The following is a 21,550-nucleotide window of genomic DNA, read 5'->3' on the forward strand; positions in this document are numbered from 1 at the left end:
TAATTTGTGCTTATTTTTTCTATTTTTCTATCATTATAATAATGTCTTTCTTTCTGTTTTCCGGTGATACCTTTAGGTCTGTCACTTTCCCGTCTTTTAAAGTTGCTTCTACCGTCGTATTACCCGGAGCGTGGAGCTTGAAATGGACGTTCCATTCTTTGGGCCAGGCGGGGAACAGAAGTATTTGTGCTCCATTCGTTTGTAAGAGCATCTCCTGAAGTCCTATCATGCCGCTACCTCCCCAGTTGTGGTCGGGTGTCCAGTCATATCCCGGTCCCCAGAAGGCAGGAAAACGGTGGGGACCATCCGATAGCTTTGCCAGAGAAAGGCTTTTGGCTTCTTCGGTCAGTCCCAGACAGGCCGCCCAGATGTTGTCTTGCTTCCATCCGGTGTGGGAGCGGAATTTGAGTGCGTCAGGATCATAGAAATAGGTATCACGAGCTATTTCCAGATTTTCCTTGCCTACTCCGTAGATGCGCCAGGGAAATACCGGGTAGAGTTGTGGTGTCTCTATATTGTTGATTCGTTCCCAGCTTTTGGCGGGAGAAATCGTTTGTTTCCATACTGGAATCATGGTAGAAGTCTGACGATTAAGAGAATCCTTGACTTCGATATAGCGTAATGGAACCGGAGGAATTGTTTCCAGCATCTTTTGCCACTTTTCATTGTTGCAAATTTTGATGTAAGTCTCCAATACAGTTCGCAGTGCGGCGATGGTGCTGCTGGCGTTGTTGGTCATCTTGTAGGTTTCGCAGGCAGAGCCGGGGAACAGTATCAGGTGTCCGTCGCCATCCAGTGCTTTACGTCCCCGACGGGAAGCGAGTAGCCGATAATGTTCGTCGAAAAAGGTCAGCGAGCTTTCAATCAAAGGCAAATACGGGGTTATGTCGGCATCGGCATAATTCTTCGTTTCCAAAATCATCTGGCAAAATTCAAGAATAGTGTCCCATTCATATTCCAGCCACGCATTGTATTCCAGTCCTTTGTCAAACCAATCCGGACGTTTGAAACCATATTCTGCGGGATTGGGTAAGCCGAAGTTTTCTATCTGTTCGGAGAAACAGGCTCCCTCGTGTTGCCAATATACACGGCTGCGGAGTTCCGCATTCTTCAACATCCGGTTATAGAAATTGAATTGGGAAGGCATCATGTCGAAGTCACCGCTTTTCAGCATCGGCCAGTAGACAAGACGCTGATTCTGTGCAGTCATCGTTCCTCCTCCCCACTTTCGGTAGTCAGGAGTGAATGCCTGCTTCTCGTCTATGTGGCAGGGATCGAAGGTGAACAAACCACCGTTGAACTTGGTGGGGACACTGCCGTAAGCATTGCAGCCCAGCATATAACGGAAAAGAGTGTAGTTTCGGGTGATTTCTTTCAATGCATCTTTCGCATCGCTCTTTTCTTTATTTCCGGCTTCTTTTTCTACTTTGCTGTTCTCCTTGTTTTCGGTTTCACCGATCGTTTCGATAAAACTCCGTTGCCAGAAAGCATTCCACCACAGGCGGGTTTGTTTTTTATCCTGTGATACCACTTTAGACGATATCTTTCCTTGTGGGGCAATTCGTTGCCAGGCTGTTTTCAGACCTTGCTCCCATTGGGTGACGGTTTCCGTCTGTTCTGTGTGTAACACAACTGAGAAATGATGCTTTTTAGAAGCTTTCAAAGAACGAAATCCCCAAGTGCGGTAATCGGTCCCGGCATATACACTGTCTGAAGTGCCTGTATATTCCAGATTCTCTCCTGACAGATACCCTCCGAAAGTCAGATTTTTAAGAGGATTCATCATCTGCGACTTCACTTCATTCATCCCTTGTTGGGCAACTGCTATGTCAAATACTGTCTCTTCCGCATTACGATGATAAAACAAAAGGCGTTTGCTGTCCTTTTCGGATAAATTCTCTAATGAAATGAAGTCGGCATATGTTACCGTACCTTTCGGAGGAGCCCACTTATAGGAACATTGCTGCCCCTCTCCTTTTCTGATCAGCCGATCCTGGTATCTCCAGTTTTCATAAAATATTTCCGCCTGCAAAGGCCGGTCATTAACCACTTCAATGTGTACAACCGGATGAAAAACATCCGCCCAGAGTTGTACTTGTGTCCCTCCGGCGGAGATTTCAACATAGCCGTCGTTCAACTTTAATTCCTGCCGGAAATCCTTTGCGTCTCCAAAAGGATTGGGAGATAACCGGAGACGAAAACGTCCCTGTTTCAACTGACAGTTGTTTTCATCGAACGTACCGCTTCTGCTCAGATAAAATAGTATATCCCCCTCTTCTACCCATATGTTCATGCCGATATCTCCCCCGCCGCATGGCATCGATTCGGAGGAATTCCGGCTGGGAGTATCCCAAACGACATTGGCATGCTGGCTCCAAAGAACCGACACGCCAACGAATATCATTGCTATAGCCAGATAAAATCTCTTCATATTTTCAAATTACCAATCGTCCGAACGGAAAGACCCCAACGGTAGCCCATCACAATATACATCTCCTTCCACATAATTCTCAAATCCATAGCGGACAGCTACCGGATGCGGAACTTTATCACTTTTTACTAGCATTTTGCTGCGTTCGATCCATGCTTTCGCCGGATAAAACACCTTGTCTTCACCTGCCACCTGAAAGTTTTTCGATTCAAAACAGTTTTTACCGCTGATCCACATATTCGCACGTTCAAAGCTGACGACGACAGTATCATTCTTGATTTCAATACTTTTGTAATAAGGACTTTCTCCGTTCACCCCCTCTACTCCGTACGTCTTTGTCAGTGCAAGGAGTGCCAGACGTTCTCCGGCAGCCTGTTTCTTTGCGGGATGAATTCCCTTTTCCATTCCAGCATCCAGCAGTACAGCCATGCCGCTGTTAGACACACGATGTTCAACCTTTGCCTGTGCTTCCCGTAGATAAGCAGAATTAATCACCTCTTTACCTTTTTCAGTGATAATACCATAGTCATAAGGAGCTATCTGACAATAGTAGAAAGGAAAATCACCTTGTTTCCATTCGGCACGCCAACCGTTAATCAATGTGGTAAACATATCCGCATAGGTATGGGCACGATTCCAGTTATCTTCTCCCTGATACCAGATCACTCCTTTCATGGTCATGCCGATCAATGGATGCAACATACCATTATAGAGTACGGTCGGGGTACGGTTTTTCGATTTGATATCAGCTTCCGATTGAGGTATCTTTGCATCCGGAAATGCTTTCAGCCAATCGGCAGTCATCCATGCCTCACAAGCAGAACCGCCCCATGCTGCTACTACGAGTCCTACCGGAACTTCTAATATTTCATTGACCAGTCTTCCGAAATAATAGGCCGTCGCACTGAAATCACGGACACTGACCGGAGCCGCTTCTTTCCATGAACCGACTACGTCGTTCTGAGGGGTAATGGTAGAAGTTCGTTTTACCGTAAACAGGCGGATATGAGGATTTTTGCTGCGAAGAATATCCATATTGGCATTCTCTACAGGTTGGTTCTTGAATCCTTTCATCGGCATTTCCATGTTGCTTTGACCGGAGCACAGCCATAATTCGCCTATCAGAATATTATTCAGTGTCTTTTGGGTTCCATCGTCGAAAGTGACAGTATACGGTCCGCCGGCTTCCGGAGTGGAGACTGAAAGTTTCCATGAGCCGTTCTTGTCTGCTGTTACTGCATATTGTTTTCCGTTCCAGCCGGTAGTGACTGTTACTTTCTTATTCGGAGTTGCCGTTCCCCAAAGGTTGGCATTGGTTTGTTGCTGCATCACCATGCCGTCAGAGAAAATAGCGGGAAGTTTCACTTCCGCACGCATTGACAGGCAGGCAGCGAGCAGAAAGCTTGCTAATACTGTGCTTGTTTTAATTCTTGAACTTTTCATTCTTATTTGTTTTTATTCGCTACTTCAAAATTCAAAGGTCCGAGCAATCCTGCAGGAAGCAGGGTGTTTTCTGCTTTCCGGTATTTGGCATTCGTCCATATTCCATCGAAAGGAGCTTTTCCTTCATCGGCTCCTTTGAGTGCATTCGCCCAAGTATTGGTCACTTCGATTTCCAGTTCATTCACACCTTTCTTTAAGGCTGCCGTAATATCAGCCCGATGAGGTGCTGTCCATATCGTTCCGCAATCTATGCCGTTCACACGGACAGTAGCCAGATCACATACTTTTCCCAGATTCAGATATACTTGTTGGCCTTCTTTCACTTTACTTTTCCAGCGGAATGTTGTTTTATACACTGCTGTTCCGGAGTAATAGCGTATTTGCTCATCTTCTTCTTTGCTCCAGTCAAAGAGTTCCTGTCTTTGGATAGTCTTACCGTTTGCTGTAAAAGTCACGGTATATTCTGTTGCTTCCAAGCCTGTCTCCGAAGGTTCTTTTACCGAATCCTTCTTTTCCTTGCGCTCTTTTTCCGAAGTTTCCTTATCATCTTCTTCTGCAGAGTATACGATGAAGACAGACTCATTCGGAGCCAACGTTAAAGTGATTTCCGTACGATGGCTTTTTTGTTCGTAAGGAATGTCAGCGTTAATCTCACCCGTCACCGGATTCCAGCATTCCGGCTTTCTGCCGTCGATGCGCATACTGGCGGTAAATGTACGTGTTTCCTCCTGTTGGTTGGCGATAAAATAAATGTCCCCCTGTTCTCCTTGCCGATGTGTCCATGCAATGTCTTCCGGTACGATCAGATCACGTTCCAGACCGTATGAGGAGAAATCATCTTCATTATATGGAAGAGAAGGAATTAGTATGCCTGCTTCTTTCAGTTCATTTATCTTTTGTTTTACTTCCGGAGATAGTTCTGTGGGGTCTGGATTCATCGGACGTGGAAGTGGCAATACTAATACTTTGTAACTGGCTCCACCCGGTAATGTCATCCTACCATTTTCAGCTTTCGCCAAACGGAGTAACGCGTCTTTGTTAAAGCTGTCATAGGCATATCCTCGAAGTGGATTTACCCACTTTTCAGGATCGGCCATATTGGCAGAATGTGTTACGCCTACAGGACGCACACGTAAGGGTTGTCCTTCGTTTGCCAAGCGGATTCGTTCGCTTTCCACCCGCTCTGTACCGAAGATGCCCGGTAAAGAAGGAACTAAACGTTCCGGCAATATCGAACGTCTTGGCATCTCTTCTCCTGTAAAAACTGCAATATCTACCACTGGATGCCCGTATTGCAGCAATGACTGGCAACGGGTGATGTATTCACAGAAAGCCTTTGCACCTTTATTCCACCACGTCTGGTCACGCTGGAAGAAAAGGCCGATACCATCCAGAGTCATTCCCGGTTTGCGGTCCAGCCAAGGATTATGGACATATACATGGAAGAAAAGGCGGTTGATGCCTAAAGCATAGTTGCGGTCCAGTAAGGCTTTCAACATTCCCGGATGTTCGTCCCATGTTCCGCGTACTTCTGTGAAACCTTCTGCCTGGATGATATTCTTGCCGTAGATATGCGCTCCGCTGATAGCATCCAGCATATCATTCGGTTTGTCGTGGGTTGGGCTGTTCAGCCAGAATTCTCCCATGGGAAGGTCTACTTTCTGATAATGCAGTAATCCGTCACTTACCATGGTAGGCGCTACGCATTCGGCTGAGAACTGGCAATCATATTCTTTCGCACAGTCGGCCAAGACTTGATAGAAAACATCGACGACCAGTTCACCTATCGTTGTGCGGACATCACGCAGAATCTTTTCGCTTCGTTCGGCACTCTCCATCGGAATACCTGCCAACAATGGTAAATAAGGCATCAGGTCGTATCCACGGCGTTTCCGGAATTCTGCGGCAAAAGTATCGCTCCAGTTCTGGCTTCCGCATTCCCAACTATCCACGTGCATGTATTTTAATACGCGGCGGGCAACGTCTGGATTTGTCTTTACAAATGCTTGCGCAAACCAGTTGTCGAACTGCTTGCGAACAGCTTTTGGATTAAATTTATCACATTCCAGTCCTTTTCCTCCTCCGGCAGTTGCGTTCGTATGTCCGGTGGCGGTATGTCCCATGCGGAGTAGTTTCCACTTTCCTTTGGGGAGAGTAGCTGTCAGTGTTCTCTCTTTAAAATTGTCGCTCGAACTATTTTTAAAGGGATCTGTCAGGTTGATAATCTGTGAAAGGGCATAGCAATCTTGCTCCCCTATTTCCTCCTTCTTCGTGGAGGAAGCTACACGCCATACCAGTCCGGCTTTGCCTTCCCACTGATCCAGTCGGGCTTCCCGGTGCAGACGCAGTTCCTTGATTTTCAGATTTGGTTTCCATTTTGCGGCATCCATGTCTTCACTTCCCGGTTCACTGCCTTCGGGTGTCCAGTAGAAGCGGAAATAACGGGCAGTTGTAGCAGGAATTGCATGAGTGGAATTTTCATCTGTATTCTGCCATCCCTGACGTGCAGGGACGAGCTGTTTCACCAAACGGTAGTTAACCCCATCATCACTTGCCATCACTTTCAAGCGGTGCGCCTGATAATTATTGCCACTCAGAATGATTTCAATATTGCGGCAGGTGAAAGGCTGTTCGTATTCATATTGGATATAGCAGGGATATGATGAACGGATTACTCCGGCATCATCCATGTTCACAGTCTTCTTGATGTCAATATGATTTCCTGTGGCTATATTGGCACAGGTTATTTGGGCCGGCATAACGTCTGCCGCTTCCTCTTTTACAGGCAGGGCAAATAAAGAAATATCTTCATAAAAACCTTCGTATGCCTCCGGTTGCGGCAAGTGTAGTCCTTTGATTTTGCCACCATCAACGATTGTATCACTCCAGACTACCTTTTGCATCGATTCTTTCGGAGTCATCCACGGACCACCAGCCAATGCAAAACCATCACAAATATGCATTCCTAACTTTAATCCCAAGCGGTCGGCTTCTTCCATGCTGAAACGAACCATTTCCCACCATTCGGGTGTTAGTTGTTGCGCCTTTCCATTGTATTGTGGTCCTTCTTTGATACCTTTGATAGGCATCAGATAAGTGCCTCCCAGCCCAGCACGTTTCATTGCTTCCAAATCAGCCGTAATCCCTTCTTTGGATACGGCTCCAAACATCCAGTACCAAAAAGTCCAAGGCTTTGCTTCGTTAGACGGATTTTGGAATTGTTCGCGAAGTGAATGTGTTTGCAGAGCATTGGCAGGAGATATAGCAGTACACGCCAATAATGAGATTGCAAATATTTGTTGTTTCAGTCGGCTTTTCATTCTAATCTATATTTTTACTTATAGATAAGACGAAAAACGGCCTGTTTTGTACTCACTGTATTCTCCTTGCTCAAATTAAATTAAGCAATTTAATTTGTCAGGCAGACTTGAATTGATAAGCCTGTCTATATCAGGTAAGCCGCTTCTTCCGGTGTTTTTAACGAAGGGCAAGGGCAATATTCCTTCAACAGATTCACCAGACAGGGCATATTATCCTCGTCCCAAGACAATTTTTCCAGTGCCGTCCACGTAGCCGGATTCTTTATATCCGTCTGCCGCACGGCGACCTGTACCGTTTTCATCCACTCGTGCAACTCTGTTTGTCGGGCTTCATCCATTAAAATCTGATTCAAAGTCTTTTTCATATATTCGGTTTTAAATGGAAAAAGTAATATGGACTTTATTTCATTCTGTTCTGCTTTATGCTGTTTGCTATTGCTATCAATGCCGCATATCCGCCTGTTTATTGTTATCAATTATGCGGAAAACCAGTTCCCGTCTTGTTTATTAACGTCAGTTTAACACGTTAAGGGTAAAAACAAGCTCCGTCCATTATCTTTTCCCGATTGAAATTTGCCCTTTCCCCGTCATATCCGTAACTTTGTAAATCAAAGAATCCGATATGAATCAGGAATTATTAAAGCGCACGCTAAAGAACCGCAGCATAGAACTGACGGAGCAGGAGAAAAAGGATTACTATCCTAAAGAACCTCTTTTCATGCTTCTGTTTACTTCTGCCGCCTTACTGTTTTGTCTTGTGATGGCAAAGATTAAGAGTGAACTGATAGAACCGGAATTTGTATGGACTGTCGTATTGTTTCCGGTTATTTCCGCTACGGTGGGTTACATTACCTATCTGAACAAGAAGAACACGCTCAAACTGCATTACATCAGTACGGCACTCCCCCCCCAAGAGCAGCAAAAAGTCCTGATACGGCTGGCTAAGGAAAATCAGTGGGAAATAATACTGTGCAACAAACAGCAATTCGTAGCCGATGACATTTGTATGCGCTGGCGTGTGCGTGTAACCGTCATTTACGGAAATCCGGATATGGCTTACAATAGCCGGTGTAATCCCACTCGCCGTTGGCACGCTTCCGGTGGCAGGAATTGGGATAACCGGGAAACGATCCGCCGGGCTATCGAGAAAGAATGGGCGATTAAAAATAAGAATTAAAAGAGAACGATATAAATGATAACTCCCTATTTGATAAGAATATCCGGTTTTCGCTTTTTCGGCAGGGGATTGCACGACATTCCCGGAGACGAAGTGGCTGTTATGGCATTTTTCATGTTATTTCTGTTTGTTCCGTGCCTGTGGCTTGTCAGATATTTAAAAGATGACAGGATGGATTCAGACAGGCAGGACAAGCTGCTGGAGATACATATTGTCCTGACCATCGTCATGACTGTTGCGGGGGGCGTCTTTGCCCGGATGTCTGCACTTGTCAATAGGTGGATAGACGAACAACCGTTCATCGTCGCTGCTTACATAGCGTTGGCACTCAGTGTTTTTGGTGTCGCTATCGGCAAAGCTGTTGATTTCTGGGTATATTATTTGAAGAAAAGAATATCCTAAGGCAGTATGATAGAGTACATGAACATTCCGGCTTTGGTCTGTGTCTCCCTGTTGGGTGCGGGAGCCTTTGCCATGATAGTAGGCTCGCTATTGAAAATGCAATGGGCTACGGAGGGGAAAAAGACTTCGCTATTCACTTATCTTTTATGCCTGATTGCAATGGCAGGTTCCGGCTGGACATGGTATGATAGCATACACAAAGCCCGTGCGTTGGCGGAAGGCAACCGATACACTTTAGCCACTTATGAAAAAGTGTCGGGTGTCATTAAAGGGGGGCACAAGGTACGCCAGTTCGGTTTTTATGTGGATGGGGTGAAATATAATACTACGACGACATACCCCAAATTCTTGGGTGTTAGCAATCCTTTGCGCATCATAGTGAGGTATGCCGTCAACAACCCTGAATACAATAAGGCTTTCGGGGACGAGTTTGTCCCCACATGGGTACTGTCCCCACCGGAAAAAGGTTGGAAACAATACCCGCCTGCTATTCATTGGGAAGGTGCTGTGTTGGATTCTGTTTATATGCAATCGTTACAAGGTAATAATTAATCCGATGACGGTAAGCGCCGTATATATGCAGTTGATATAAAATGCAGCCATCAACAGCCGGGGGATATATTCAGACTTCCTGAATAAAGAGGCAGGCTGGATGATTAACAAAGTAATAAAAAGAGCAATGCTAAAACCGACCTGACTCATCAGCAACCATTGCGGATATTCCGTTATGACAGCCGCAGACCATGCTTGGAGCAAAGGAGTTATATTTTGCAGAAATACGTGAGCCGCAAAATATCCCAGAGAAGAAACGGCTTCTTTCCTCTGCCGTAGAAGCGCATTGATAGCATAAACGCCTATTCCGGCTTGTCCCAGCAGTATGGATAACTGGAAAAAGTCGAAAATCCAATAGATGAGATTGCTGGTAGTGCCATCGTTGGCAAAATAATCATAGAAACAGAGTGAGGATACGCAACTTATTGCGACCAATCCTGCATATATAAATGAAATGATTCTTTTATTCATTGTCTTTTATTTTTTCAGATGCTTTTCCAATGCAATATACACTTCTTTCCGATAACTGACAAAAATAGTTTTATCTGTTTGGGACGAACTTTTCTTTTTCCCGTCATAGTGCGGAATATTGGATAAAAACAGGCTATACGAGAAAATCATGTTCTCCACTATTTTACGGGAAGGTTTGAATGACTTGGCAGGTATGTAAGAATAAATACCCTCTTTACAACGGTAAGGTTTATACATTTGCACAACTCCCCACGAATTAATCTCATCCACCCGGATGCTTCTTTTCCCGAACAGGCTTCGTGCTTCTATTCTATCCTCACCAAGCAAAATTTTACTGGGTAGTGCCCAACAGATTAACAGGATAGACAAAGATATGGGCAACAGGAAAATAAGGAGGACTTTATTCTCACCTAAATTGGCTACACATAAAAAGTAGATCATAAATGCACAGAATATACTACATATGACAACTCCTGCCCAAACAAACTTATTTGTAGGGTAAATCCAGAATGTCTTTTTCCCGGAATCCTTATCTCTCATTTTATCATTATTCTTTTATTTCTAAACAATATGTATGACACCAATAAACAAAGTAAAAATGGTATTGTAGTATCATACAAGCACATTTCTCCAGAAAATAAAATCATCAAAATAGGAATAAGAAAAAATGATAGGGAACTATACAGTATGCTATTTCTAACTCTTGCAAAGCAGTTCAAGAACAAAGTGATTGCTCCGGTAGATAATGCCAAAATTCCCAAAATTGACCAAGCCAATGCCATACCTCTATAAGAAGTCTGGTACAGGTTTTATATTTTGAGTCCTTAGCCAAAGAATACCCGTAGTACACAATAGGCTAATACATAATATTCCAAACCATATTTTCAATAATAGTTTGATTATATAGTATTTCTGTTTCATTTTCCGTTTATTTATCAAGTTAATGTCCGGTGGCAGCATTTTAATTCAAGCTATCTTTCATCATTATTCGTAGTTGTTTTTGTGTAGGTAATGTTTTCCACCCTTTATCTGGCGCTTTTAGAGTAAACCAAGATGGTACGCTGTCTAATATAAGATGTCGGTCGGGGGCTTTGGCTAAGAATGTTACAAAGTAACGGGTTCCGATTGGAGTGTTTTTACTCTCGGCAAATGATATAAAAAAACTTCCTTCATATAAAGTCTTATTATATACAAACTCATATTTTGCACTTTGCCCTCTATAAGCAGAACCGTATTTAATAAGAGTTACGATAGAATATATGCCATCCTTTTTTACATTGTTGTTTCTAATTGTTGAGACAGCATACAATAGAATGAATACTACAATAAGGATTATAAATTTTAAAATCTTGGTTTGCTTAATCATATTTATTGCTATTCTAAATACTTTCATTTTTTTACTCTGTTGATAATGGTTTGCAGCTTGCCGCCGTAGGCGGAACAGGTGCTTGTTATTCGCATATTATTCAGGTCGCCAATATGGATGTAATGCCGTTTCAATATTAAACTTTGGAATATTAAACTCATTTATCCATTCAAGGCGAGTCCAAACGCCAGAGTTTTCACCAACCATAAGCATCTTTTCATTACAAAAAACAGCTTCCATTTCATAAGGACGATGACCAATTTCAAAGTTCATTACAATGAATCTAACTGGTGCTTTATCTTGTAACGGCACAACAACCGAACTGCATTTTAAGGTGGATTTTGCCATTTTTCCTAATGGTCTTTCACTATGCTTAATGACTTCAACAGAGCGTTTGACATTTCTTGAAATTACTATTGGCTTATATATTGGACCATACTCCAGTTCTACATCATTGGGCAGAGCATCCATTTTATCTGCCAATTTTATAAGACCATTCATTATCATTTCTTTCATATCCATTGAATTTACATTGCAAAATTCCGTCCATGCAGTAAGCTGTTTGTCGGTAGGAAAACTCTCGCCATCCATATCAAACCACGCATCGAAGTTACCGCCCAAAGAATTGATATGGATAGGGGATTTGGCGGCATATAGCCCCAAATCATCAACTCGCCAAAGCGAGCAATCAAGATTTGATATGTAGTTTTCTTCTTTCTCCATTTGTTATTGCGAATAATGTTCGGCAGCGTTCCGCTTTAAGCGATAGTGCTGTTTGTTAGCAACTTATTCAATAACCAAAATATCTCCGAAGATATTTGAAAGTATTTTTCTATACTCTTTTATGTCTTCAATTATATGTTCCTTATATGATACAATTATTGAAGTAATATCATCCATTCGTTTATGTTTTATCGAAAAGACAATTTCATTTTGACGTAAGACGACTTTGCTGCATAAGCCATAACCAGAATTAGATTGGTCTGAATATTCAAAATAGTATGAATCCATTCCCAATTTAATATCCTGTTCATCAAACTCTAATGCTCTTTCGATAATTACATATTCATTGGGTTCATTCTTATTATCTGCGAAACCAATTAAATAAGAATTGTCGACTGTTACTTCATATACTACGTCATTTGCTATAAAATTTATTTCCATATTTGACTTGTTTTACTCAGTTGCTAATGTTGCGCGAATAGCTGAATTTTAAGGCAGCTAATTCGCTTGTTATCGGTCTATTAAATTGCACCTAATATCTTTTCAAGTATTTCCTCTGATGTAAATTCTATATATTTCCCATTTACCTTTTGCCTATTGAATAGGCTTGCAATAGAAAACTTCTTAGGTAGTTTTAAATTCAACTCCAATAAATCTAAATAGTAATCGTTCAGTCTCCACCATATCAATTCTTTTGGAAATGGAGCATTTTCATCTATATCTTTCAAATCATCATGTTTGGGATTTTTTATTCTCTGAATAATCTCAAACAACTCATCTTTCGATAAAGGGATGGAGAGAATTGCTGGTTCTGCAAGTGAGAAACCAAAGGCTATCTGGTCGTCACCATCTACCTCCCAATGCTCAAACAAATCATCTTCTGTAATTTCTTTGCCAGTCAATTCAGATAATTGCCGGGCAATTTCCTCGCACTTATCATCATCTTCATTATCACAAGCATCATCATACTCATGTATCAGATTCAACACTTGCGGATATATTTCTTCTGCTTGAACAATCTTAGGTTTTATTTCTTCTCTTAGTTTCATAATTTCTTGTTTTTATTCTTTGACCGATAATGGGTTTGCAACTAACTACATTTAGCAGTTTAGGTGGTTGTTATCAGCTTTTTCAGTTAAGAATTGCTCAAATAAGATAAAGAACTTATCTAAAGCCTTGCTTTCATCGTTGGCAGACATCCAATATAGAAATTCACACCAACTACAAGTACGTTCACTACTATTAAAGAACGAAGTATCTATCCATAGACTAAAGTCGTTCAATATTTGCATTTGAACATCTTCATCCATATTGCGAGAGTGCCAACCATCTATAAAGGCTTTCAAACAGAATATGCTATGTCTTCCTATATGCATTGCAGGTCTGTCTTTTATCATTCTTATTAGTTCAATCACGTTCATGTTCTTAACTTATTTCTGATAGCTGGTAATGTCCGGCAGATAATCGACTATTAAGGTACTTTATCTGTTTGTTAGCAATCTAATTCATTTCCGTTTAATAATTCTATATCTCCTAATGCTTTATATTCCCTGTCCAAATCTTCTTTTGTGAATAGGTAATAATTGTCCTCAAATCTTGGCATATCATAGCCTTTTACAAAAGATAAGAAAGAGAATATTTCTGCATCTATATCTATACCTTGATTATCCTTGTTATCCAAAGCAAATAATAGATTATCAGCTTTCATCGAAATTCTATTTCTAATACCTTCTACATTATATTCTTCATTATCAGGTAACTCTTTAAGTATCTGATAGAAGTTTATTATCTGTTGTTTTACTTTCATTCATAATTTGTTTAGTGATTGCTAATGGTGTTGTGAATAACTGTCTTTTTAAGCTGTTTATTCATTTGTTAGCTATCTTCCCATTTCATTAAAATTAGTTCCAAATCGCTTTTTAAGAGGTTGCAATCATATTCGATTTTCTTTTTCTGCAATTTATCAGAAACATATTGTATATAATACAAGAAATCGCTTATGATTATTTTCTTCTGCTCCAACAGCGGTAATTCACCGAATTTACGGCTAAAATGACATTCGACCTTTATATGATACACTCCGTTTTGATTTACCAAACGCCCCCATTTATACTTAGGACGAATATAATATTTACCATTAAATCCTTCTGGCACTTCATTTTGAGAATGAAAGTATTCATACCTGACAGATTCATTTTCGTCATCGTGATGACTGAAAAACATTGAAATGCCAAGATAAGAAAAGCTATCGCCATATTCTTCCGGTCGAAGTTCATGCACGACCAAATTTTTTAGTCTATCAAGACTTTCATAGAACGGTTGAACTGATTTTTGATAGTTTCCTGACTTCTGCCACCGAATAGGTGATTTGGGCAATAAATTTCGTTGCGACTGAAATTTATAACCAGTATAATAGGTTTTATCACTACCATTTTCCAAAACATAGGAATCTTTTAATTTACTCCATCCTTGCTCATCCTTAATTTCAAAATATTGGTTCATCAATGAAGTATAGAAACTACCATTTATCCAGCGTTGAACTTTCGCTTCCAAAGGTTCTCTATCTCCCCAGCCAATAATTTTTAAAGCCTCACATACTCTCACAAGTTCATTCCATTCTTTAATGTTTGCGTAGTGGTATAACTTATCAAACTGACTAAAAAGCCAATTTCTGGCTTTTCCCTGTTCCTGTTTACTTAAATGAACAGACAGTTCATCAAGATTCTCTATGTTATAAATTTCAATCATTTCCTTAATAACTAATGGGTTGCAGTTTGCCGCTATTAGGCGGCGCAAGTGGGTGTTAGCATTATATTTCTCTTAGATTGATGTTCTTGCGATAAAATTCATTGAAGTTATCTACAAATAACTCAAAATTATCCTCTTTATTTGCTGAGATTTCTTTTAACATGTCTTCGATGATGTAATATGAGGATATATTTTTATTTACTATTTCTTTATTATATTTATTGGCAAGAAATTTGTAGAAACTATTCCAAAACAATTCCTCTCGTTTTTCGCACTTCATTCTTTCTTCTTCTGGAGTGTGAATGACTTCAGACATATAATAGCCATCCAAAAAACGAAACATATTGTTTATGGTTGGATTTTCAAAATACATCTTAGGTCTTTTGCAAATCATATTGATCGCGTTGATACGTTGGTTCTGTTGGCAGGAAGAGATATTTTTCTTGTCTATCAGATAAAGCAGGTAGGCATTTATTTCGTCAGGCGAAATCCTTTTCAGGTTGCTTCCGGCAAAATACTGTTGAAAATCTCCGATATAGGTAGTATATACCCGTATTGTATGATCGCTGTAACGCATCTGTTTCAGCTTTTCCAAAAAGCCCGCAGGCAGTTCCGGGCGGATGGTCTTTTCTTTCTCCGGTTTATTTGTAGTGTCTGTTACTTTGGAATAGTCAATAAATGCAAGATTCACATAACGGTCGAAGAACTCTGCCAAAACAAAGTCTTCTGCTGGCAGGTATGCCTTGTTGCTTTCAAACAGCACCCCCTTCTCCATTGACAACAATAGCCTTGCAGCATCGTTATTTCCGAAAGCTACCTCAATATACCTTCTCCTTCTCCGTATGGAGCGGGAGAGAATCATTCGTTCTTTTTTCCGGTATGTTTTTATATTCTTTATTTCGTCAGGCATAATGTCTTATGTTAGATGGCGATTACAAATTCATTTTCTTATCTACTTAATGACAACATTGGGCAAATTTACGCTATTTCCTTCTATCCTCTATTCTGATTTTTATCACATACATTCTGATAATTCATCAATATTAGTATTATGCCTCTAAAAATACGGTTTTGTCTAATCACCCACAAAGGAATCTGTTAGTTTTTTCCTCTATCCTATAAAAAAGCATCCCTTACAGTCAATCGCACAATGATCTGTTACATGATTTGTAACTACGAAATGTATTACTGTACAGCTATAATAAGGATTAGAGATTGCTCGTAAACTTAAACTGGCAGGTATAGATACCGCACCAGAATGTACCAACCTTCCCATTGCTACCTATTGTAACTATAACCGTCCCCAATTCCTGCAAATCACCTCAATTATATAGCAGTTGAAAAGGCTGGTGCAGGAGGGCGGTTTCATCACCCTCATAACCTAGTTTGATTGTTTTCATCTGTTCATTTTTTTAGTTTGGAATATTCGTGCAATGCATTGACATCGCTTTCTACGTATATACGCGCAAATCTAATTGCTAATGAATAAGTCTCATTTCCTTACATGTAATTATTGAATGAGTTTTTTGTTTTTTTGAAAAATGCAAATATTCACCCTAGTTTACACCTTGGTTTTAACTAATGTTTCCGTTTTTCACCGAGAAATACCCTCTTGGTTTTAAAGAAACAGGGCGTTGGTTTTAAAGGAATGACGCTTTGGTTTTAAACCAAAAATAGGCATTTGTAACTGATTGAATTTCAACTTCTTGTAAAAGCAGATTCCCATCCCTATCATTTGCGGATATTTTTTTTAACAAACAAAACAAAATTCATGATTCGAAGCGGTTCGATGGATGTGCTATTTATTTACAAATTATATGATTGCAGTTAGGTTACCATTACCTTATGAATATCGTATCATCCACATTACTCTCTCCTTTTCACCGCTTCTTCTATTCGGGATACTAACTGCGGATTACTGGGACGTGCCGCAGTTCCGAAATCAATAATCTGCCCCTGTCTATTTATTAATATATAGTAAGGCATCCTGTCTATTTTCCATTGCTTACGAATTTTCTGATAGTTATCTATTCCCAAATAATCAGTCACATGAACACATTCAATTCCCCGGTTTCTCAATGAATACTCATTCAGACATTCCTCCCATTGTTCTTTGGGTTCACTCACACAAATGGAATATATAATCAAATCATCCGTAGAGAATTTGCTGCGCAATTGTTTTAAAGGTTCCATTTCTGCCAGACAAGGAGGACACCATCTGGCCCAAAAATCGAAATAAATCACTTTTCCACGATTCTTTTCGAGCACATCATAGACAGGTTTCATGTATGGCATACGTGTTGTATGCTTTGAGTTCTCATGGAATTCGCCATATAATAAATTGTCGGAAACAGGCTGTGGATTTTTTAGATATGATTTGGTCTGATTATAGATCTGCATCACCTGTGCACGTAGATGCGACATTATAACGATTGAGTCAAACTGTGTACGTTTTTCGTGAAAAGCAAGTGTGTCGTTAGTACACAAAGAACCGGCTATCAACTTAGTATATAAATACTGATTCATCTCACTCTCCCCCATTGCAGCCATGATCTCTTCTATCGAAGGATTCTTTTTATCTCTGAAAGCGATCCCATAAGCAATATATCTTTCTGCTTCATCAGCAACATCGTATAAGCGTGCCGAGAGTATGCCTTTAGTATATAGTTTATTGATTTCAGGTAAAAGTGTATGATAACGGTCCATCTCTTTTCTCGTTTTAAACAAGTATGACATACCATTGAATAACAGCGCATAATAATAATCCTGCTTCAGCAATTCTTCAGTAAATAGTACTACATCTTCCATTGGCTTGTACTTTACTAGATACTCATTCCTACGTTCCAAACGAAAATTATAATCCTTTTTTAATTCAGCCTCAAAATCCTTAACGTCTGATTCCGGTTTCATATTGTAATTCTGTATATAGTAATATGCACTTTCAGTGAACGCTAATATCTCTTGATTAAGCTTTTCGGCATCACCTGTCACTTTAGGATGAAAAAGATCTTTGAAGTCTATTTCTATATGTATGCTGTCTCCCGGGTGGATATAAAGATGTTCTGCATAGTTGCGGATAGAAACCTCCCTTAATTTGGCATAAACCGGAAAGCGGAAAGAGAATGAACCATCTTTTTGTATGGGCGAACGATACTGATTTCCCATATCTCTGAAAAATGGGATAATGAGAGTCAGTTCCTTTTCCTGAGGATAGAAATCCCGGTTTAGAACTTTGCCTGTGATGACTGCTTCTTCAGCATACTCTTCCAATGAGGGATTACTCTCCTCTGTTTGTACAGAAGATTCAGACTGGAAATTACTCTGGGCTTTTTGACGGCATCCGGCAAACAACAAGGTAATTATTATCAGAAAGGATAAACTGTGTTTCATTGTGTTTGAATATTAGTATGTTCGTAAATCTAACATTTAAGAGTTCTTGCCTCTAAATGTATGAAATTATTTTTAGAGGCAAGAACTTTTGACAGGTTATCTGTCTCAATTTTAGATATTTCACATTATATATAATTAATTTATGGGATAAAACAGGCCGAATGCTATAGCCAACGTACAAACTTCCTGATATACCAGTTCTTTACCAATTGCGTCAGGATACAATAGGAAAGCAAAATGCCAATCAGCCAGGGGAAATAACCCAAAGGAAGAGCTGTCAGGCCGATGGAACGTCCGAAAGCTGTGAAAGGAATAAGAATGCCTACTGCCATAATTAAGAACGTCAGTCCCATAACAGGCCACGTGGCCCGGCTTTGTATAAATGGTATTTTACGGGTACGTATCATGTGGACAATCAATGTCTGGGATAACAAACCTTCTACAAACCATCCGGTCTGAAACAAAGTCTGATGTTCGGGACTGTTACAACTGAACACATACCACATGACCAGATAGGTAGCAATATCAAAGATAGAACTGATAGGTCCTATATAAATCATAAAGCGACTCAGGTCAGATGCATCCCATTTGCGCGGTTTCTTCAGAAATTCCGGGTCCATACGGTCGAATGGTATGGTTGTCTGTGATATATCATATAATAGGTTCTGAATCAGCAAATGTATCGGCATCATGGGCAGGAATGGCAGAAAGGCGCTTGCAAACATCACGCTGAACATATTGCCAAAATTGGAACTGGCAGTCATCTTTATATACTTATTGATATTACCAAATGTCTTTCTACCTTCAAGTACGCCGTCTTCCAATACCATCAAATCCTTCTCCAGCAAGATGATATCCGCACTTTCTTTTGCTATATCTACCGCCGAATCGACAGATATGCCAATATCTGACTGACGCAAGGCGCCTGCATCATTGATGCCATCTCCCAGAAAACCAACTGTATTACCTTGCTCCTGCAATAGAGAGATGATTTGGGTCTTTTGCAAGGGAGTGAGTTTGGAGAATAACGTAGTGTCTTTTACTGCTTCTTTCAATGTTGTTTCATCCATTTCCTCCATTTCTATTCCGGTAAGGGAGTGCCCGGTATCAATCCCCACCTGACGGGCAATAGCTTTCACTACGGTATCATTGTCTCCCGACAATATTTTGACCGCTACTCCATGCATATATAATTGTTCGATGGCTTCGGCGGCAGAAGGTTTGGGAGGATCAAGAAAAGCAAGATATCCGATCAACACCATTTCCTTTTCATCTTCGATGGCAAAATTACAGTCCTTTTCGATGAAACTTTTCTGGGAAACCGCCAATACTCTCATACCTTGCCGGTTCATTTCCTCACTGATCTTTTGCGCTTTTATTTTCAAGGAGTCAGTCAAAGGATGTATCTCTCCGTCGAACTCGGCATACGAACAGACATCAAGAATCTCTTCTACCGCTCCTTTGGTAATAATTTGCCGCTTCCCTTGCCTGTCTTCTATAACGACAGACATCCTTCTGCGTGTAAAATCGAAAGGAATTTCATCGACTTTGGTATAGGCATTCTTCAAATGTTCCAGATTCAACTCTCTTACATGAGAGAGGATTGCCTTATCCATCAGGTTTCTCAAGCCGGTCTGAAAATAACTGTTGAAGTACGCGTGACGAAGAATACGTTTACTGTTGTCATCACTGCCATCTGCATTGATATACTTCTCCAACACAATTTTATCGCAAGTCAATGTACCGGTTTTATCAGTACAAAGTATATCCATTGCTCCAAAATTCTGAATGGCATTGAGGTTCTTTACGATTGTTTTCTTTTTGGACATGGCGATTGCTCCTTTAGACAGGTTAGCCGTCACAATCATAGGTAACATTTCGGGAGTAAGACCGACCGCCACAGATACGGCAAAAATGAAGGCTTCGAACCAGTCACCTTTCGTAAAACCATTCACGAAAAACACGAATGGAACCATAACCAGCATAAAACGAATCAATAAAAAGCTGACTTTGCTGATACCTTTATCAAAGGCTGTAGTGGCACGATGTCCGACCAGACTTTTGGCTATTGTACCTAGATAGGTTTTATTTCCCGTCTCAAAAACAATTCCTTTTGCCGCACCGCTAATCACATTGGAACCCATATAGCAGATATTGTCCAACTCTATGACACTTCCTTTACGAAACTGTTGTCCCTGTACTTCCGGAAACTTTTCTATCGGTTCGGACTCACCCGTCAGTGAAGCCTGACTGATAAACAAGTCTTTTGAATCGATGATACGTATATCGGCAGGAACCATATCACCGGCTGCCAGGTACACAATATCTCCCGGAACGAGTTCTGTTATATCGATCTCTTCTTCCTGTTCTCCGGCACGTTTTGCCAGACAAGTGTTTTTTACCATCTTCATTAAAGAATCTGTAGCTTCACTTGCTCTCCATTCCTGCCAGAAACGAAGGATAGCACTGAATAATACCATGGACGAAATAATGATTACCCCTGCCCATTCTTGCTCTCCGGGTTCAGCCATCAATACATCCAGAAACAAGGATATAATGGCAAGTCCTGTCAGAACGCCTATGAAAGGATTGATAAACGTTCTGACAAACAGTATAAACGGATTCTTTTTCTGTTCGTGGATGACTTCGTTTTTTCCATAAATGGATTGTCGCTCCTGTACTTCTCTCAGCGTTAGTCCAAGCTTTGTAGTCTGCAAACAGGAATAAATTGACTTACCGGGTTGCGTGGCAACCAAAAATACTCTCTCTGAATTGAATGTGTACTGTGATGAACGCAGTTTTTTCTTCCATACCATACTCTCTAATTTTTTTAAGTTACTAACTGCATTTATTAATTCGATGCAAAAGTAAAGAGGACTTCGGGAGGAAACCGTTAGAGAATGATTAGAGTGGTATTAGAAAACTATTAGAATTTTTTAGATATGCGGAAGTTTTACCACAAAGGTAGTTCCCTCGTCCTTATGAGAAGCTACGGTAAGTTCGCCTTTATGAAGGTGGATGATTTTCTGTGTCAAAACCATACCTATACCATTTCCGGGAGCTATATTCTTGTTTTCTCCCCGATAAAACAGTTTAAACAGGTTTTCTTTGTCTGCATCGGACATTCCTACGCCATTATCAGACAAGCGGATAATAGCCCATTGTTCCCAATAAGCTATCAGGACGGATGAAGTCCGGTTGGAAGAGTACTTGCAGTTGTTCTCTACCAGATTCACAAAGGCAGTAGTCAACAGATAGCTGTTTCCGATTACGGTCAGCACGTTATCTTCCTCGGCTTCCTGCTCAAATACTAATTCGATATGATAATCCGGATGGGCTTTTAGGACTAGTTCTCTGGCATCCAGCAACAGTTCATCCAACCGGACCTCTTCCATTGTAATCTGTTCCGACTGATAGTCGGCTTTTGCAAGATTCAGCAATCCGTCGATCAGGTTTATGATCCGTCGGGAATCTTGCAGTGCATTGCTGATGGCTACCTGATATTGTCCGGAGGTTCGTTCTTTCAA

At 40.7% G+C, this 21,550-nt stretch carries 21 protein-coding genes; 4 read left to right on the forward strand and 17 right to left on the reverse strand.

Annotated elements, in window-relative coordinates:
* Window positions 1–19: 19 nt before the first annotated feature.
* The 4 genes from HMPREF9007_RS12785 to HMPREF9007_RS12770 all read right to left on the reverse strand — a co-directional run bounded on the left by HMPREF9007_RS12785 (window position 20) and on the right by HMPREF9007_RS12770 (window position 7,559).
* Window positions 20–2,431 carry a DUF5703 domain-containing protein gene (locus HMPREF9007_RS12785; protein WP_032850371.1) on the reverse strand — a complete coding sequence of 804 codons (2,412 nt, stop codon included), beginning with the start codon at window positions 2,429–2,431 and terminating at the stop codon, window positions 20–22.
* A 9-nt stretch (window positions 2,432–2,440) separates the two neighbouring features.
* Entirely contained in the window at window positions 2,441–3,874 is a 1,434-nt protein-coding gene (locus HMPREF9007_RS12780) for a sialate O-acetylesterase (RefSeq protein WP_008761619.1), read from the reverse strand.
* A 2-nt stretch (window positions 3,875–3,876) separates the two neighbouring features.
* Window positions 3,877–7,194: a glycosyl hydrolase gene (locus HMPREF9007_RS12775; RefSeq protein WP_008761620.1), complete on the reverse strand. Its 3,318-nt coding sequence runs from the start codon at window positions 7,192–7,194 to the stop codon at window positions 3,877–3,879.
* A gap of 125 nt (window positions 7,195–7,319) precedes the next feature.
* On the reverse strand, window positions 7,320–7,559 hold the full coding sequence (locus HMPREF9007_RS12770) for a hypothetical protein (protein WP_008761621.1): 240 nt from the start codon (window positions 7,557–7,559) through the stop codon (window positions 7,320–7,322).
* A gap of 257 nt (window positions 7,560–7,816) precedes the next feature.
* Between HMPREF9007_RS12770 and HMPREF9007_RS12765 the strand changes: the two genes are divergently transcribed.
* From HMPREF9007_RS12765 to HMPREF9007_RS12755, 3 genes are read left to right on the forward strand one after another with little or no spacing between them, the layout of a single operon-like run.
* A complete protein-coding gene (locus HMPREF9007_RS12765; RefSeq protein WP_008761622.1) occupies window positions 7,817–8,371 on the forward strand; it encodes a hypothetical protein in 555 nt (184 codons plus the stop codon).
* Between the two features lie 15 nt (window positions 8,372–8,386).
* Window positions 8,387–8,773 (forward strand): hypothetical protein, encoded by a 387-nt coding sequence (locus HMPREF9007_RS12760; protein ID WP_008761623.1) that lies wholly within the window; start codon window positions 8,387–8,389, stop codon window positions 8,771–8,773.
* Window positions 8,774–8,779: 6 nt separating this feature from the next.
* The gene (locus tag HMPREF9007_RS12755; RefSeq protein ID WP_032850373.1) at window positions 8,780–9,325 is read left to right on the forward strand and encodes a hypothetical protein; all 546 of its coding nucleotides are present in this window, start codon (window positions 8,780–8,782) and stop codon (window positions 9,323–9,325) included.
* On the opposite strand, the gene HMPREF9007_RS12750 is transcribed toward HMPREF9007_RS12755, so the two are convergent.
* Window positions 9,308–9,796, reverse strand: a complete 489-nt coding sequence (locus HMPREF9007_RS12750) for a hypothetical protein (RefSeq protein WP_008761625.1) — start codon at window positions 9,794–9,796, stop codon at window positions 9,308–9,310. The two genes, HMPREF9007_RS12755 and HMPREF9007_RS12750, sit on opposite strands and share 18 nt — an antisense overlap.
* Window positions 9,797–9,802: 6 nt before the next feature.
* Window positions 9,803–10,237 (reverse strand): hypothetical protein, encoded by a 435-nt coding sequence (locus tag HMPREF9007_RS12745; RefSeq protein ID WP_008761626.1) that lies wholly within the window; start codon window positions 10,235–10,237, stop codon window positions 9,803–9,805.
* A gap of 129 nt (window positions 10,238–10,366) precedes the next feature.
* Here HMPREF9007_RS12745 and HMPREF9007_RS26165 point away from each other — a divergent pair, with 129 nt between their 5' ends.
* On the forward strand, window positions 10,367–10,588 hold the full coding sequence (locus tag HMPREF9007_RS26165) for a hypothetical protein (RefSeq protein WP_008761627.1): 222 nt from the start codon (window positions 10,367–10,369) through the stop codon (window positions 10,586–10,588).
* A 169-nt stretch (window positions 10,589–10,757) separates the two neighbouring features.
* Here HMPREF9007_RS26165 and HMPREF9007_RS12740 read toward each other — a convergent pair whose 3' ends face one another.
* From HMPREF9007_RS12740 to HMPREF9007_RS12700, 11 genes are all read right to left on the reverse strand, one after another.
* Window positions 10,758–11,189, reverse strand: a complete 432-nt coding sequence (locus HMPREF9007_RS12740) for a hypothetical protein (protein WP_008761628.1) — start codon at window positions 11,187–11,189, stop codon at window positions 10,758–10,760.
* 69 nt (window positions 11,190–11,258) lie between these two features.
* Entirely contained in the window at window positions 11,259–11,885 is a 627-nt protein-coding gene (locus tag HMPREF9007_RS12735) for a hypothetical protein (RefSeq protein ID WP_008761629.1), read from the reverse strand.
* A 63-nt stretch (window positions 11,886–11,948) separates the two neighbouring features.
* Window positions 11,949–12,326 carry an Imm10 family immunity protein gene (locus tag HMPREF9007_RS12730; RefSeq protein WP_008761630.1) on the reverse strand — a complete coding sequence of 126 codons (378 nt, stop codon included), beginning with the start codon at window positions 12,324–12,326 and terminating at the stop codon, window positions 11,949–11,951.
* A gap of 80 nt (window positions 12,327–12,406) precedes the next feature.
* Window positions 12,407–12,934, reverse strand: coding sequence for a hypothetical protein (locus HMPREF9007_RS12725; RefSeq protein ID WP_008761631.1), 528 nt, complete (start codon window positions 12,932–12,934; stop codon window positions 12,407–12,409).
* A gap of 51 nt (window positions 12,935–12,985) precedes the next feature.
* On the reverse strand, window positions 12,986–13,306 hold the full coding sequence (locus tag HMPREF9007_RS12720) for a hypothetical protein (protein ID WP_008761632.1): 321 nt from the start codon (window positions 13,304–13,306) through the stop codon (window positions 12,986–12,988).
* A 71-nt stretch (window positions 13,307–13,377) separates the two neighbouring features.
* Window positions 13,378–13,692, reverse strand: a complete 315-nt coding sequence (locus HMPREF9007_RS12715; RefSeq protein ID WP_008761633.1) for a hypothetical protein — start codon at window positions 13,690–13,692, stop codon at window positions 13,378–13,380.
* Between the two features lie 68 nt (window positions 13,693–13,760).
* Window positions 13,761–14,633, reverse strand: coding sequence for a hypothetical protein (locus tag HMPREF9007_RS26170; RefSeq protein WP_128567834.1), 873 nt, complete (start codon window positions 14,631–14,633; stop codon window positions 13,761–13,763).
* A gap of 61 nt (window positions 14,634–14,694) precedes the next feature.
* Window positions 14,695–15,543, reverse strand: coding sequence for a phage integrase N-terminal SAM-like domain-containing protein (locus HMPREF9007_RS27695; protein ID WP_008761634.1), 849 nt, complete (start codon window positions 15,541–15,543; stop codon window positions 14,695–14,697).
* A gap of 956 nt (window positions 15,544–16,499) precedes the next feature.
* Window positions 16,500–18,023 carry a TlpA disulfide reductase family protein gene (locus HMPREF9007_RS12710; protein ID WP_008761635.1) on the reverse strand — a complete coding sequence of 508 codons (1,524 nt, stop codon included), beginning with the start codon at window positions 18,021–18,023 and terminating at the stop codon, window positions 16,500–16,502.
* 164 nt (window positions 18,024–18,187) lie between these two features.
* Window positions 18,188–20,839 (reverse strand): magnesium-translocating P-type ATPase, encoded by a 2,652-nt coding sequence (gene mgtA / locus HMPREF9007_RS12705; RefSeq protein WP_008761636.1) that lies wholly within the window; start codon window positions 20,837–20,839, stop codon window positions 18,188–18,190.
* A 120-nt stretch (window positions 20,840–20,959) separates the two neighbouring features.
* Window positions 20,960–21,550: HAMP domain-containing sensor histidine kinase (locus tag HMPREF9007_RS12700; RefSeq protein ID WP_032850397.1), on the reverse strand; the 591-nt coding region annotated here is incomplete at its 5' end.

The sequence above is a fragment of the Bacteroides sp. 1_1_14 genome (genome assembly GCF_000162515.1).
In the GTDB taxonomy this organism is placed as follows: Bacteria; Bacteroidota; Bacteroidia; order Bacteroidales; family Bacteroidaceae; genus Bacteroides; species Bacteroides thetaiotaomicron.

Excerpts from the sequence above, each read along its gene's own strand:
- HMPREF9007_RS12770 (WP_008761621.1), bottom strand. The coding sequence starts at position 7,559 with ATGAAAAAGACTTTGAATCAGATTTTAATGGATGAAGCCCGACAAACA.
- HMPREF9007_RS12785 (WP_032850371.1), bottom strand. The coding sequence starts at position 2,431 with ATGAAGAGATTTTATCTGGCTATAGCAATGATATTCGTTGGCGTGTCG.
- HMPREF9007_RS27695 (WP_008761634.1), bottom strand. The coding sequence starts at position 15,543 with ATGCCTGACGAAATAAAGAATATAAAAACATACCGGAAAAAAGAACGA.
- HMPREF9007_RS12755 (WP_032850373.1), top strand. The coding sequence starts at position 8,780 with ATGATAGAGTACATGAACATTCCGGCTTTGGTCTGTGTCTCCCTGTTG.
- HMPREF9007_RS12725 (WP_008761631.1), bottom strand. The coding sequence starts at position 12,934 with ATGAAACTAAGAGAAGAAATAAAACCTAAGATTGTTCAAGCAGAAGAA.
- HMPREF9007_RS12720 (WP_008761632.1), bottom strand. The coding sequence starts at position 13,306 with ATGAACGTGATTGAACTAATAAGAATGATAAAAGACAGACCTGCAATG.
- HMPREF9007_RS12730 (WP_008761630.1), bottom strand. The coding sequence starts at position 12,326 with ATGGAAATAAATTTTATAGCAAATGACGTAGTATATGAAGTAACAGTC.
- HMPREF9007_RS12735 (WP_008761629.1), bottom strand. The coding sequence starts at position 11,885 with ATGGAGAAAGAAGAAAACTACATATCAAATCTTGATTGCTCGCTTTGG.
- HMPREF9007_RS26165 (WP_008761627.1), top strand. The coding sequence starts at position 10,367 with ATGTATGACACCAATAAACAAAGTAAAAATGGTATTGTAGTATCATAC.
- HMPREF9007_RS12710 (WP_008761635.1), bottom strand. The coding sequence starts at position 18,023 with ATGAAACACAGTTTATCCTTTCTGATAATAATTACCTTGTTGTTTGCC.
- HMPREF9007_RS12745 (WP_008761626.1), bottom strand. The coding sequence starts at position 10,237 with ATGATCTACTTTTTATGTGTAGCCAATTTAGGTGAGAATAAAGTCCTC.
- HMPREF9007_RS12780 (WP_008761619.1), bottom strand. The coding sequence starts at position 3,874 with ATGAAAAGTTCAAGAATTAAAACAAGCACAGTATTAGCAAGCTTTCTG.
- HMPREF9007_RS26170 (WP_128567834.1), bottom strand. The coding sequence starts at position 14,633 with ATGATTGAAATTTATAACATAGAGAATCTTGATGAACTGTCTGTTCAT.
- HMPREF9007_RS12775 (WP_008761620.1), bottom strand. The coding sequence starts at position 7,194 with ATGAAAAGCCGACTGAAACAACAAATATTTGCAATCTCATTATTGGCG.
- HMPREF9007_RS12760 (WP_008761623.1), top strand. The coding sequence starts at position 8,387 with ATGATAACTCCCTATTTGATAAGAATATCCGGTTTTCGCTTTTTCGGC.
- mgtA (WP_008761636.1), bottom strand. The coding sequence starts at position 20,839 with ATGGTATGGAAGAAAAAACTGCGTTCATCACAGTACACATTCAATTCA.
- HMPREF9007_RS12740 (WP_008761628.1), bottom strand. The coding sequence starts at position 11,189 with ATGAAAGTATTTAGAATAGCAATAAATATGATTAAGCAAACCAAGATT.
- HMPREF9007_RS12750 (WP_008761625.1), bottom strand. The coding sequence starts at position 9,796 with ATGAATAAAAGAATCATTTCATTTATATATGCAGGATTGGTCGCAATA.
- HMPREF9007_RS12765 (WP_008761622.1), top strand. The coding sequence starts at position 7,817 with ATGAATCAGGAATTATTAAAGCGCACGCTAAAGAACCGCAGCATAGAA.
- HMPREF9007_RS12715 (WP_008761633.1), bottom strand. The coding sequence starts at position 13,692 with ATGAAAGTAAAACAACAGATAATAAACTTCTATCAGATACTTAAAGAG.